Annotated in this window: 12 protein-coding genes; 7 read left to right on the top strand and 5 right to left on the bottom strand. The window is 71.3% G+C overall.

Annotated elements, in window-relative coordinates:
- Positions 1-343: 343 nt before the first annotated feature.
- From ACH4U7_RS18965 to ACH4U7_RS18940, 6 genes are all read left to right on the top strand, one after another.
- Positions 344-664 carry a transposase family protein gene (locus ACH4U7_RS18965; protein ID WP_398529410.1) on the top strand — a complete coding sequence of 107 codons (321 nt, stop codon included), beginning with the start codon at positions 344-346 and terminating at the stop codon, positions 662-664.
- On the top strand, positions 633-959 hold the full coding sequence (locus ACH4U7_RS18960) for a hypothetical protein (RefSeq protein WP_398529409.1): 327 nt from the start codon (positions 633-635) through the stop codon (positions 957-959). The genes ACH4U7_RS18965 and ACH4U7_RS18960 overlap by 32 nt, the downstream gene beginning before the upstream one ends.
- 68 nt (positions 960-1,027) lie before the next feature.
- The gene (locus ACH4U7_RS18955) at positions 1,028-1,852 is read left to right on the top strand and encodes an SDR family oxidoreductase (RefSeq protein ID WP_398529041.1); all 825 of its coding nucleotides are present in this window, start codon (positions 1,028-1,030) and stop codon (positions 1,850-1,852) included.
- Between the two features lie 2 nt (positions 1,853-1,854).
- Positions 1,855-2,244: a pyridoxamine 5'-phosphate oxidase family protein gene (locus tag ACH4U7_RS18950; RefSeq protein ID WP_398529408.1), complete on the top strand. Its 390-nt coding sequence runs from the start codon at positions 1,855-1,857 to the stop codon at positions 2,242-2,244.
- 43 nt (positions 2,245-2,287) lie between these two features.
- The gene (locus ACH4U7_RS18945; RefSeq protein WP_398529040.1) at positions 2,288-3,154 is read left to right on the top strand and encodes a haloalkane dehalogenase; all 867 of its coding nucleotides are present in this window, start codon (positions 2,288-2,290) and stop codon (positions 3,152-3,154) included.
- Positions 3,155-3,243: 89 nt separating this feature from the next.
- The gene (locus tag ACH4U7_RS18940) at positions 3,244-6,258 is read left to right on the top strand and encodes an NACHT domain-containing protein (protein ID WP_398529039.1); all 3,015 of its coding nucleotides are present in this window, start codon (positions 3,244-3,246) and stop codon (positions 6,256-6,258) included.
- Between the two features lie 30 nt (positions 6,259-6,288).
- Here the strand turns inward: ACH4U7_RS18940 and ACH4U7_RS18935 are convergent, their stop codons facing one another.
- Entirely contained in the window at positions 6,289-7,146 is an 858-nt protein-coding gene (locus tag ACH4U7_RS18935; protein ID WP_398529038.1) for an NmrA/HSCARG family protein, read from the bottom strand.
- A 107-nt stretch (positions 7,147-7,253) separates the two neighbouring features.
- Complete coding sequence (locus tag ACH4U7_RS18930) at positions 7,254-8,444, bottom strand: FAD-dependent monooxygenase (protein ID WP_398529037.1); 1,191 nt, start codon at positions 8,442-8,444, stop codon at positions 7,254-7,256.
- A gap of 140 nt (positions 8,445-8,584) precedes the next feature.
- On the opposite strand from ACH4U7_RS18930, the gene ACH4U7_RS18925 reads away from it, so the two are divergent.
- Entirely contained in the window at positions 8,585-9,142 is a 558-nt protein-coding gene (locus tag ACH4U7_RS18925; RefSeq protein ID WP_398529407.1) for a TetR/AcrR family transcriptional regulator, read from the top strand.
- A 16-nt stretch (positions 9,143-9,158) separates the two neighbouring features.
- On the opposite strand, the gene dctA is transcribed toward ACH4U7_RS18925, so the two are convergent.
- From dctA to ACH4U7_RS18910, 3 genes are all read right to left on the bottom strand, one after another.
- Positions 9,159-10,502: a C4-dicarboxylate transporter DctA gene (dctA, locus tag ACH4U7_RS18920; RefSeq protein ID WP_398529036.1), complete on the bottom strand. Its 1,344-nt coding sequence runs from the start codon at positions 10,500-10,502 to the stop codon at positions 9,159-9,161.
- Positions 10,503-10,736: 234 nt separating this feature from the next.
- A complete protein-coding gene (locus ACH4U7_RS18915) occupies positions 10,737-12,128 on the bottom strand; it encodes an aldehyde dehydrogenase family protein (RefSeq protein WP_398529035.1) in 1,392 nt (463 codons plus the stop codon).
- Positions 12,125-12,559: a cupin domain-containing protein gene (locus ACH4U7_RS18910; protein WP_398529034.1), complete on the bottom strand. Its 435-nt coding sequence runs from the start codon at positions 12,557-12,559 to the stop codon at positions 12,125-12,127. Before ACH4U7_RS18910 ends, ACH4U7_RS18915 begins: the two co-directional genes overlap by 4 nt.
- Positions 12,560-12,587: the final 28 nt, after the last annotated feature.

The following is a 12,587-nucleotide window of genomic DNA, read 5'->3' as shown; positions in this document are numbered from 1 at the left end:
GGCGGGTCGCGACACGACTCAAGGTGACCGCGCAGCACGTCTGCAACCTCAACAGCGGTCGCGCCGACTTCCCCACCCCGGTCTGCGTCACGAGCGCCCCGCTGTGGGGTGGACCTGTTGGACACATGGCAGGCAGCGCACCCGAAGCGCGGAGATCAATCGCCCTTTTCCCGAACAGGAAGTAAGTGACCTCATGTGTCGTTCTGTTCGACCGTGTCGAAGATCAACCTCATCAGCCTGCGCCCCCGCGCCCTGCCGCACTGGACCGGCCTGACCATCAAGGCGTTCATCGTCCTGGTCACTCGCGTCGCCGAAGTCGGGGCGCGGACGGCCATGGACGCTCCTGCTGGACAACCGCGTTCTGCCGGCCGCCATCGCATGGCGGACCAACCTCACCCACCAGCAGCTTGCCGACTTGTTCGGCGTCCGCCTGGCGACCGTGCACCGGACCATTTACCGTATGACGCCTCTGGCCGCCGGGCTCCTCGAATCACCCGAAGGAAGCCGCTCGGATCTGTGGGTTGTGGACGGCACCCTCGTTCCCGTCCACGACCGCACCACGGCGGCCTGCTCCAAGAACTACCGGCGCAGCGTCAACTTCCAGATTCCCGTACGAGCCCGCGACCGGCGTTATTGTCGCGGTCGGCGACGCCTGGCCCGGTAACCGCAACGACATCGTCGTCTACCGCGCCACCATGACCGACCAGGCCACGGGTCACCGCCTCATCATCGGCGACGGTGCATACCGCGCCGCACCCGAGGTCATCACCAGCAAGACCAAGAGCAAGGCGTTCGCCAAGCGGCGGGCCAGGGTGGAACACGCCATCGCCCGACTCAAGGACTTCCAGGTCCTACGCCAGCACCGCAGGCGCGGGAAGGTCTTCAACGACACCGCCTGCGTCGGCGCCGTTCTCCACAACATGAAGATCGACTATCGGCGAATACGGAACATCTGCTAGTGTCCGCCTCGGCGAAGTTAGTTAGTCGACTAACTCGTTTGTGAGCCTTTCGGAGTAGGGAGATCGACATGATCGTTGTGACCGGTGCGACCGGAAACGTCGGACGGGCGCTGGTGCGGACCCTCACCGAGGCCCAGGTGCCGGTGACGGCCGTGGCCCGGCACATCACCGACGCCGACGCGGCCCCGGAGGTGCGGGCGGTGGCCGCCGACCTGGCCGAACCGGCCGGTCTGCGGGGCGCGTTCGAGGGGGCGGAGGCGCTGTTCCTGCTGGTGGCGGGGGAGGACCCGCGGGGCATCCTGGGCGTGGCGAAGGCCGCCGGGATCCGCAGGGTGGTGCTGCTGTCCTCCCAGGGCGCCGGGACCCGCCCGGACGCGTACCGGCACGCGGGCCTGTTCGAGGCGGCCGTACGGGAGTCGGGTCTTGACTGGACGATCCTGCGGTCGGGCGGGCTGGACAGCAACGCCTTCGCCTGGGCCGAGCCGATCCGTACGGCGCGGCAGGCCGCGGCGCCGTTCGGCGACATCGGACTGCCGTTCGTCGACCCCGACGACGTGGCCGCGGTCGCCGCCGCCGTGCTGCGCGACCAGGCCCGCCACCAGGGCGCCGTCCACACCCTCACCGGCCCCGCCCCCACCACCCCGCGCGAGCGGGCCGCTGCCATCGCGGCGGCGCTGGGGGAGGCGGTGCGGTTCACCGAGCAGACCCGCGAGGAGGCCCATGAGCTGATGGCGCGGTTCATGCCGCTGCCCGTGGTCGAGGGCACCCTCGCCCTCCTTGGTGCACCGACCGAGGAGGAGCGGCAGGTCAGCCCCGACGTCGCGGAAATTCTGGGCCGGGCGCCGGGCACCTTCGCCGGCTGGGCCGAGCGCAACATCGCGGCCTTCCGGTGAGGGTGCCGGTGAGCGCGTCGGCCGAGGACTTCCTCGCCGAGCCGCACATGGCCACCCTGACCACCTTGCGCCCCGACGGCTCGCCCCACGTGGTCGCGGTGCGCTTCACCTGGGACGCTCCGGCGGGCCTCGCCCGCGTCCTGACCGTCGACACGACCCGCAAGGCCAGAAACCTCACCGCAGGGCCGGGCGGGCGCGTGGCGCTCTGCCAGGCGGTGGGGTTCCGGTGGGTGACGCTCGAAGGCTCTGCCACCGTGCACGACGCACCCGATCGGGTGGCCGAGGGCGCCCGCCGCTACACCGCGCGCTACGGGACGCCGCCGCCCGCCCCGCCCGGCCGCGTGGTCATCGAGATCTCGGTCGACCGCTTCACCCGCCTCAACCTCCCTTGAACTGAACTGAACTGAACTGAACTGAACGGATAAAGGAACCGAAATGCCCGTCCTCCCCATCCACGACTCGACCATCCACTACCGGGAGTCCGGCACCGGAGTGCCGATCGTCTTTCTGCACGGCAACCCGACATCCTCCTACCTGTGGCGGCACGTCATGCCGGCCGTAGGGCCCGGACGGCTGCTGGCCCCCGACCTGATCGGCATGGGCGATTCGGGCAAGCCCGATATCGACTACACCTTCGCCGACCACGCCCACTACCTGGACGCCTGGTTCGACGCGCTCGACCTTCAGGACGTGGTGCTCGTCGGCCATGACTGGGGCGGCGCGCTGGCCTTCGACTGGGCCGCGCGTCACCCGGACCGGGTGCGCGGCATCGCGTTCACCGAGACCATCGTCAAGCCGATGGCCTGGGAGGAGTTTCCCGAGGGCGGCCGGGAGCTGTTCCGGGCGATCAAGACCGACGGCGTCGGCGAGGCGATGATCCTCGACGAGAACGCCTTCATCGAACAGGCCCTGCCCGCCGCCGTGGCGACCCCCCTCAGCCAGGGCGACCACGACGTCTACCGCAAGCCCTACCCCACCCGGGAGAGCCGGCTGCCGCTTCTGCGGTGGCCGCGCTCGATGCCGCTGGGCGGCGAGCCCGCCGACGTCGTGGCCAGGATCGAGGCGTACGACCGGTGGCTGGCGGCCAGCCCCGAAGTGCCCAAACTGCTGCTCACGTATCAGCCCTGGCCGGGGGCCATGATGCATGCGGACATCATCGCGTGGTGCGCGGCCAACATCGCCGGTCTTGAGATCGAACACTCCGAGGCCGTCGCCAGCCATCACACCCCTGAGGACCAACCGGCGTTGATGGCCGAGGCCATCTCCGCCTGGGCGGACCGACTCGGCCTCCGCCACCCGTAACTCGGCACGGCCACGCCCCGCTGTGCGCTATACAGATTGTCACGAGAAGTGCACGCACAGCGGATGAGGGCGCGAGGGGGACGACGGCTGTGGCGGGTGGTGGCAAGGGCGCGGAGCTCCTGACCAAGGTCGGTCTGGCGGCGGCCAGTGTGGGGCCGCCGGCGGTGGTGGGCGCCAAGTTCTGGTCGTCCGTCGCCGCCCATCCGGTGGTGGCGCTGTTCCTGTTCCTGGCGTACGAGGCCGCGCTGGCCGCCATCGCGTTCGCGGCGAAGGTGTACGGCAAGGTGGCCGACCGGTGGGTGGACCGGGCCGCCGACGCCGTCGACCGGCGGCTGAAGTGGCGGATATCCCGCTTCGAACGGGACCACCGGGCCTATGTGCTGCGGCACCACCGGTTCATCGACCTCAAGGGGCTGGCGACGCGCGGGGACTACACCCCGGGCCTGGAGGAGGTGTTCGTCGACGTCAGCCTGGTGCCCCGGCCGACGCACGAGGCATCGCAGGAGTCGCTGGCGGGTCCGGTGCCCGGGCCGCCGCCGGGCGGCACGGACGGCGGCATACCCGTACGCCGGTCGATCCGCGAATTCCTCGGCCGGCCGGAGGGCGCGGCGCTCGCGGTGATCGGTGCCCCGGGCACCGGCAAGACCACGATGCTCAAGCACCTCGCGCTGGGCCTGGCCCGGGAGCGCGGCGGGCGGGGCCGCCGCGACCTGCCCGTACTGCTGCTTCTGCGGGACCACATCGGGGCGATCACCGCGAACCCCGCCATCACCCTCCCCGAGGTGATCGGGGCCTCGCTGCGGCGCCCGCCGGACGACGAGTTGCCCGGCTGGTTCGACCGGCAACTCCAGGACGGGCGCTGTGTGGTGCTGCTGGACGGCCTGGACGAGGTGGCCCGCGAGGAGGACCGGCGGAATGTGTCCAAGTGGGTCGAGGAACAGATCGAGCAGTACGAGCCGAACGACTTCGTGCTCACCTCGCGCCCCCACGGCTATGCGAGCGCCCCCGTCAACCGCGCCCGCGTACTGCAGGTCCGCCGCTTCACCGGGGAGCAGATCACCCGCTTCGTCCACGGCTGGTACCGCGCCATCGAGCGGCTGAGCACGGGCACGGACGACGCGGCCGTGGCGGACCGCGCGGAGGAGGGCGCCCGGGACCTCCTCGCGCGCCTCCATGCCCGCCCGGTCCTGTACGACCTCGCGGCCAACCCCCTGCTGCTCACGATGATCGCGAACGTCCACCGCTACCGGGGCGCGCTGCCGGGCAGCCGCGCGGAGCTGTACGGCGAGATCTGCGAGGTTTTGCTGTGGCGGCGGCAGGAGGCGAAGGGGGCCACGGCCGCGCCGGACGAGCTGAGCGGGGCCAAGAAGGAGCTGGTCGCGCGCGAGTTGGCGTATGTGATGATGGCCGACCGGCTGCGGGACATCCGGGGCGAGTACGCGTCCGAGGTGCTGCGGCCGGTCCTCCTGAGGGTCGCCGCGACCTTGTCCTCGCGGGAGTTCCTGGACGCGATGGTCTCCAGCGGGCTGCTGGTGGAGCGGGAGCGCGAGCTGTACGCGTTCGCCCATCTCACCCTCCAGGAGCATCTGGCCGCCCTGCACATCCAGCACCGGGGGCTGGCCGACGTCCTGGTCGCCGGCGTCGACGACGACTGGTGGCGTGAGACCACGCTGCTGTACGCGGCGCGGGTGGATCCGGCGCCGGTGGTGGAGGCCTGCCTCTCCGAGGGAGGACCCCTCACCATCAACAAACTCGCGCTCGCCTTCGACTGCGAGGAGGAGGCCACCGAGCTCGCCCCGGCCACGGCGGCCCGTCTCCGGGCGGTGCGCGAGCAGTTGATGGACGGGCCGGTGGACTCCCCCCAGCGCATGGTGATGACGGGGGTCACCTTGATGCGCTCGCTCCGGTCGGCCGTACGGCTCGGTGAGGACACCTTGGTCTGTGCGCGGCCGGTGACGAAGGAGGTCTACCGGCTCTTCGCGGCGGAGTGCGGTATCCCCGCGGCCCCGGGGCTCACCGAGGGTCCGGCCGATGACATCGCGGTCGGGATGACGAGAACAGAAGCGGTGGCCTTCGTGGAGTGGGTGAATGCCCGCGCGGGCGGTGAGTTCGGCTACCGGCTGCCTACCTGGGCGGAGGTGAAGGACGAGGCGTTCGGTCTGGTCCTTGGGCCGGGCAACCGGTCGGTGTGGTGCGAGGGGGGCGCGGAGGTGGGGCGGCACGCCCCTCCATTGTTGTGGGTGCCGGACGGGGCCGAGCAGCCGTGGGCGGTTCCGGCGGGCGCGGTGGACGGCGCGTGGCTCGGTTGGAGCATTAAGGACGACGTCGTCTTCTCCGAGGGGAGCCTCGGGCTCGCCAGCGCGATCACCCGCCACACCGGCGTGGACCGCGGTCGCTCTTCTGTCGTGGAAATCAACTTCGAAATTCGCGTACGTGGCGCCGTCCACGGGCGCAGCCAGCGGTTCGGCGCCGCAAGTGGCTCGGACCTCGCCGACTTGATGGCCCGAATCCACCGAGGCGAGGGTTGGATCACTCTCGACAGAGTCGAGGCGGGTCTACAACTCCTGGATGGCGAATTCGCCGATCTCGGGTTCCCGGCGCGAATCGAGTGGGCCACCCGGTGTGTGGCGCTGCTGTATTCGCTGGGCGAGCTGGGGGACGGGAACGACCGTTCCGCTTGGGGGACACAACCTCTCGCGGAACGCTGCAGACCGCTGCTGAACGGGCTGGGCCCCCTTGCCGTCGGCCACCGATCTCACTTCCCGGACTTGTGTCACTCCTATGCCGTCAGGTGCGCGGAGAGCCTCGACGAACTGCGCCCGGGCGACGCGCCGGAGCGGCTGAGGCCCACGATCCGCGAACTGGCCGAGTTCATCGCTTCTCGGGCCGGGGTGCTGGCCGACGCGCCGCACGCCATGGATCCCGCCGACGGCCCGTACCTGCGGATCGCCGCGCTCACCATGGCAGCGGTGATGGACCGGTTCTTCCACCAGCCCATGCTGGTGGGCCTCTACCGGGACGTCGCGGCCGGCTTTCTGGTGCTTCAGCGTCGCGCCGAAGGCACCATCGCGCCGACCGAGACGATCGTCCTGGTCCGTGCCTGACCGCGCCTGATCACGCGGAACGGACTCAGCTCAGCCCAGCGGACGCGGCTGCGGCCACCGCTGATCGGCGGCCCAGTCCGCGAAGGAGGTCCAGGCGATGCCCGGGAAGTCGTCGCGCAGCGCGGGGATGTCCACGGAATAGCCGGTCTCGGTGAGGAACGTGAACATGGCCCCCATGTCCGCGCTGGCCTGCCGGACCAGGTCCAGCGGCACATGGCGGTACTCGACCGGGCCGCCGGCCGCCGCGCTGATCGCCTGGGCCATCTGCCGCGGCGTGGGCGCGTCGCCCGCGACCTCCACCCGGTGGCCGATCCACCGCTCGGGGGCGGCGATCACGGCGGCCACGACCGCGCCCAGGTCGCGGCGGGCGATCTGCTGGAGCGGGGTGTCGGCGGGGACCGCGAGGGACAGGGTGCCCTGGGCGATCTCGTCCAGGCCGCCCATGGCGTTCTCGAAGAAGTACGTCGGCGCGACCACGGTCGCAGGCAGGCCCGCCTCGGCCAGCGCGCGCTCGATCCGCGCCTTGCTCTCGAAGTGGGGGATGCCGGTGGAGCGGTCCGCCGAGGCCACCGAGGCGAGGACCAGATGCTCCAGCCCGGCCCGCCCGGCGGCCTCGATGATCGCCTGGCCCTGCCGTACCTCCGCGTCCGTGCCCGACTCGAACGGCGTGGTCACCGCGAAGGCGGCGGACGAGCCTTCGAAGGCCGCCGTCAGCGACGCCGCGTCGGACAGGTTGCCGGGGACCACGTCCACCCCCTGGTCGGCGAGCCGGCGCGCCCGCGGTTCGGCGGGGTTGCGGACCACGGCGCGGATGGCCTGCCCCGACGCCAGCAACGCCTGTGCCACCGCGCCGCCCTGTCCACCGGTGGCTCCCAGCACTGTGATCATGAGTACTCCGTTACTTCGTAGAACAGCCGAGTAGAACAGCCGAGGCCGATGGCCTCGGAACTCGGTGGGCGCGCTTGTGCCCTGTGCGCCCCCATCGTCGTACATGATCAGCGAGCGGCCGGCAGCCGCGGTGGTGCCCAGCCGCCGTGTCGGAGGACGGCCCGGACGGTGACGCGGGACGGGGCCAGCCGGAGGGCCGTGTTGCGCGCGGCGATGGCCAGGGGGTGTGCCAGCCGCTGTCCCATCCGGCCGGCCTGGCGGGCGGCGCGGGCGACGGACTGGCTGCGCGGGCGGCGTTCGGCGTCGTAACGGGACAGTGCCGCGGGGACGGTGGGCTCGCCGGCGAGCGCGGCGGCGAGTGTGGCCGCGTCTTCGAGGGCCTGGCAGGCGCCCTGGCCCAGGTTCGGGGTCATGGCGTGGGCCGCGTCGCCGAGCAGGGCGATCCGGCCCGCGGTGAAGGTGGGCAGCGGGGTCGCCAGTTCGTGGATGTCGTGGTGCAGGACGGCGTCGGGCCGGGTGGCCTCCAACAGCGCGGGGATCGGGTCGTGCCAGCCGCCGAACCGGTGGCGCAGCGCGGCGAGGGCGTCGACGGGCCGCAGCCCCGGGGGTGAGTTGAGCACGGCGTGCCACTCGGCCCGGCCGTCGGTGAAGGCGATATGGCCGAACTCGGCGCCTTTGCCCCAGGTCAGTACGGAGTCGGTGCGCAGCGGGACGGGGCGTTCGGTGATGGCGCGCAGGACGGTCGATCCGCTGTAGGCGGGGCCGGGGTGCCGGGGGAACAGCTGGGTGCGCAGCCGGCTGCCCACCCCGTCGGCGGCCACGACCAGGTCCGCGTCCAGATACGCGTCCAGGTCCGCGTCCAGGACATTGCTGCCCACGGGCACCCGTACGCGAGTGGGGTGGGAGCGGTCGACGGATGACACCTCGGCGCCGACGAGCAGGCACTCGGGCGGCAGGGCGGCGCGCAGCAGGCGGTGGAGTTCGGCGCGGGGGATGCCGACGATCGGGGTGCCCAGCGCGCGTTCGAGCGCGGCCCCGTCCATCCGGGCCAGCCACCGGCCGCCGGGCGTACGGGTGCCTCCGGTGTACTGCGGCCGGGCCGCCGCCCGTACCGCCTCGCCGACGCCGAGGGCGTCCAGGGCGCGGAGGCCGTTGGCGTGCAGGGAGATGCCCGCGCCCACGTCGGCGAGTGCGCGGGCGCGTTCGACGACCGTCACCTCCCAGCCGATCAGCCGCAGGCCGATCGCGGCGGCCAGCCCTCCGATGCCTGCCCCGACCACCACGGCAGTACCGCCCATGCCCGCTCCTTCTTCTACAGATGTAGAAAGCAGATATGGGAGGAGCGTACTCCGCCTCCTCTACAGGTGTAGAAAGGGGTATGCCCGCCGACATGCCCACCGATGTATCCACCGACAAACCCACCGACAAGCCCACCGACGTGCCTGCCGGCCGACGCACCCTCCTCGCCGACACGGCCATCGACGTACTCGCCGAGGCCGGGATACGAGGACTGACCCATCGCGCGGTGGACCGGGCGGCGCAGCTGCCGCCCGGCACCACCTCCGCCTACTACCGCACCCGCCAGGCGCTGCTGACCGCCCTGGTCCGGCGCCTGGTCGCACGCGACCAGGCCGAGCTCCAGGAGCTCGGGAGCCGGACACCGCCGCCCCGCACCCCCGAGGACCTGGTGGCCGGGATCGCCGCACTCGCCGAGCTGCGGCTCACGGGAGAGGGCCGTCGGCGCACCCTCGCGCGCTACGCATGCGCCATCGAGAGCGTCCACCATCCCGAACTGCGGGAGATTCTGGTGCCGCGCGAGAACGCCGGGCGACAGCTCGTGCGCGACTTCCTGGCCGCGCACGGCGTCGCGGACCCGGGGGGCCGTACCGTCACGCTGCTGACCTGCGTGGACGGAATGGTCTTCGACCGCTTGGTGAACGGCGGAAGCGTATCCGGCGAAGAGATCCGCCAACTGGTGGCCGCGGCTCTGCGATAGCCCGCGCGGCGTCGAGTCACTTCGGAGCGCCCGCGTGCACCAGGGGCATGTCGACGTCGGCGACGGGGGCGACGTCCTTGCCGTCGAGGACCGCCTTGGCGCGTTCCAGGTCGAACTCGCCCTCCCATTTGGCGATGAAGATCGTGGCGACGGCGTTGCCGAGGACGGTGGTGAGGATGCGGCCCTCGTTGAGGAAGCGGTCGATGCCGACGATCAGGGCCAGGGCGGCCATCGGGACATGGCCGATGATGCTGACGCTGCTGGCCAGGACGACGAAGGCGCCGCCGGGGACACCGGCCGCCCCCTTGCTGGTGAGCATCATGATGCCGAGCATGGTGAGTTGCTCGCCCAGCGACAGGTGGATGTCCAGGGCCTGGGCGAGGAAGAGCGAGCTCATCGTGAGGTAGATGGCGGTGCCGTCGAGGTTGAAGGAGTAGCCCGCCGGAAGGGTCAGGCCGACGACCGGCCGCGAGGCGCCCAGGTGCTCCATCTTGCCGACCATCCGGGGGAGGACGGCTTCGCTGGAGCAGGTGGCGAGGATGATCAGGAGCTCTTCCTTCAGATAGCGGCAGAGCTTGAACAGGTTCAGTCTGGTGTAGCGCAGCAGTCCGCCGAAGACGACCAGGATGAACACCAGGCAGGTCACGGAGAAGATCGCGATCAAAATCAGCAGCTGGTGGAGGGTGCCGATGCCGTACTTGCCGACGGTCAGTGCCAGGCCTCCGAAGGCGCCCAGCGGGGCGGTGCGCATGACCCAGCCGACGACCTTGAAGACGACCTTGGAGAGGTTCTCCACGCCGCGCAGCAGCCCCTGGGCGGGCTCGCCCACGGCCTTGACGCCGATGCCGAACAGCACGGAGACGAGCATGACCGGCAGGATCTCGCCCTCGGTGAAGGCGCTGAACATGGTGGTCGGGATGATCGACAGCACGAAGTCGGGCAGGTCGATATGGGTGCTGGTCGTGCCCTCGGGCAGGTCCTCCGTGCTGAGGGACGACGCGTCGATGTGCATGCCCGCGCCCGGCTGGAACACATTGCCGACCACCAGGCCGACGGCCATGCACAGCCCCGTCAGAACGACGAAGTAGAGAAGTGACTTGGCGCCCACCCGGCCGACCCGGCCGATGCTGTCCACCTTGCCCACGCCGAGGACCACCGCGCAGAAGATCACCGGAGCGACGATCATCTTCATCAGGCCGACGAATCCGTCGCTGAACGGCTGCATGCGCACCGCGGCGCCCGGCCACACCGCGCCGACCACGATGCCTGCCGCCACGCCGATGAGGACCTGAACCCACAGCTGGCGCAGCCAGTATCCGATGCCGCGCGTCGTTGCTGCCGCGCTCGGAGTGCTGGACATTTCTCATCCCTTCTACGGGCCCTTCTAGGGGCCGGAGACCCGGAAACCCGGGAAAGCAGTCTCTGTATACAGCGCTGAATTCACTGCTGTATAGAGCTCTGTCGACACGATTTGGGGCGGTGCCCCCGCAACGCCGGAGGTCCCGTCCGCGCAGCCGCGCAGACGGGACCCCGGAAGAAACTCAGCAGGTCACACGGGTGGTTTACGGATGTGGCGCACGGGTGGCGGCAGGGATCAGCACCCCACCCAGTACGTACGGGCGTTGGTGAACTCGACGATGCCCGCGGCCGCCAGCTCCCGCCCGTATCCGCTCCGCTTGGTGCCGCCGAAGGGCAGCCGCGGATCGGAGGCGACGATCGCGTTGACGAAGGCCGCGCCGCTGGTGATGCGGCGGGCCAGGGCCACACCGCGGGCCGGGTCCGCCGTCCATACGCTCAGGCCGAGCCCGTACGCGGTGGCGTTCGCGAGCCGGACGGCGTCCTCGTCGTCCCGGGCGACGGCGAGGGCGGCCAGCGGGCCGAAGGTCTCCTCGTCGAAGGCGGCCATGCCCGGTCCGGTGTCCGCCAGGACGGTCGGCTCGTAGAAGTAGCCGTCGCCCGGCAGGGGGCGGCCTCCGGTGAGGAGGCGAGCCCCGGCCGCCACGGAGTCCTGGACCTGCCGGTGGATCGCCGCGCGCAGATCGTCCCGTGCCAGCGGGCCGACCTGGGTGTCCGGCTCCCGCGGGTCGCCGACCCGCAGCGCCTCGACACCGGCCACGAACGCGGAGGTGAAGGCGTCCGCCACCGACGCGCTGACGATGAACCGCTTCGCACAGACGCAGCTCTGGCCGGAGTTGGCGAAGCGCGCCTTCACGGCGGCCGCCGCGGCCGCCCCGACGTCGGCGTCGTCGAGGACCACGAAGGCGTCCGAACCACCCAGCTCCAGAACGGACTTCTTCGCCGCGCGCCCCGCCGCGGAGCCCACGGCCGCGCCCGCCCGGTCGCTGCCCGTCAAGGTCACGGCGGCGATGCGGTCGTCCTCGATGAGCCGGGCCGTGACCTCGGGCACCTCGCGGTCCGCGATCACCAGCGCGGTCACCAGGTGCTCGGGGAAACCCGCCGCCACGAACAGGTCCTGAAGGGCCAGCGCGCTCCCGGTCACGTTCGACGCGTGCTTCAGCAGCACGCCGTTGCCCGCCACCAGGGAGGGGATGGCGAAGCGCATGACCTGCCAGACGGGGAAGTTCCACGGCATGACCGCCAGCACAAGACCCAGGGGCTCATGGGACACCCAAGCCGCCTCGGCGGTGTCGACCTCGATGTGCCGGTCGGCGAGGATGGTCGGCCCCTGCCGCGCGTAGTACTCGGCGGTGAGCGCGGACTTCTCGACCTCGCCCTCCGCCTCCCGCACCGGTTTGCCCATCTCCGCAACGGCCAGGGAGGCGAGCGCGCCCCGGTGTTCGCGCAGCGTACGGGCGAGGCGGGCGGCGCGGGCCGACCGTTCGGCGACCGGGAGCAGCGCCCAGGCGCGGCTCGCCGTGTGCGCCCGTTCCACGGCCGCCTCGACGCGCTCCGCGTCCCACCCTTCGACGGCCGATATGAGCCGGCCCGTAGCGGGGTTGACGACCTTGATGGTGGTGTCGCTCATGCTGTGGGCGCCCCTCCCTTGTCGTGCTCGGAGAGGTGCACGAAGGTCTCGCCGGTGGCGGTGATGGTCCGGGTGACGTCCCGCCCGCCGTAGACCCAGTAGATCCGCATCACGCCCTCGCCCCGGTTGAAGAACCGGTGCGGCACGCCGGCCGGGACCCAGGTGGCCTGGCCGGGCTCCAGGTCGAAGAGCTCGCCGTCGATCTCCGCCGTCGCCTCGCCGGCGAGGATCAGCACCGACTCCTCGACGTTGTGGCTGTGCAGCGGAAGTCCGGTACCCGGCTGGAACACGGTCTGGCCGGTGGTGATGAGGGCCGTGTCGGAGTTCCACTTGCCGACGTAGGGGACGGTGGCGACACCTCCGCCGCGGTCGAAGCGTTCGACCTCGTCGGGGTGGATGAGCAGGTTCGGTGGGATGGGCTTGGCGCACATGGGGGTGGGGTTCCGTTCTGGGGATACG

The sequence above is a fragment of the Streptomyces sp. NPDC020845 genome (genome assembly GCF_044334165.1).
GTDB lineage: Bacteria > Actinomycetota > Actinomycetes > Streptomycetales > Streptomycetaceae > Streptomyces.
The sequence above is the reverse complement of the archived record's forward strand: the minus strand, read 5'-3'. Positions and strand labels throughout refer to the sequence as shown.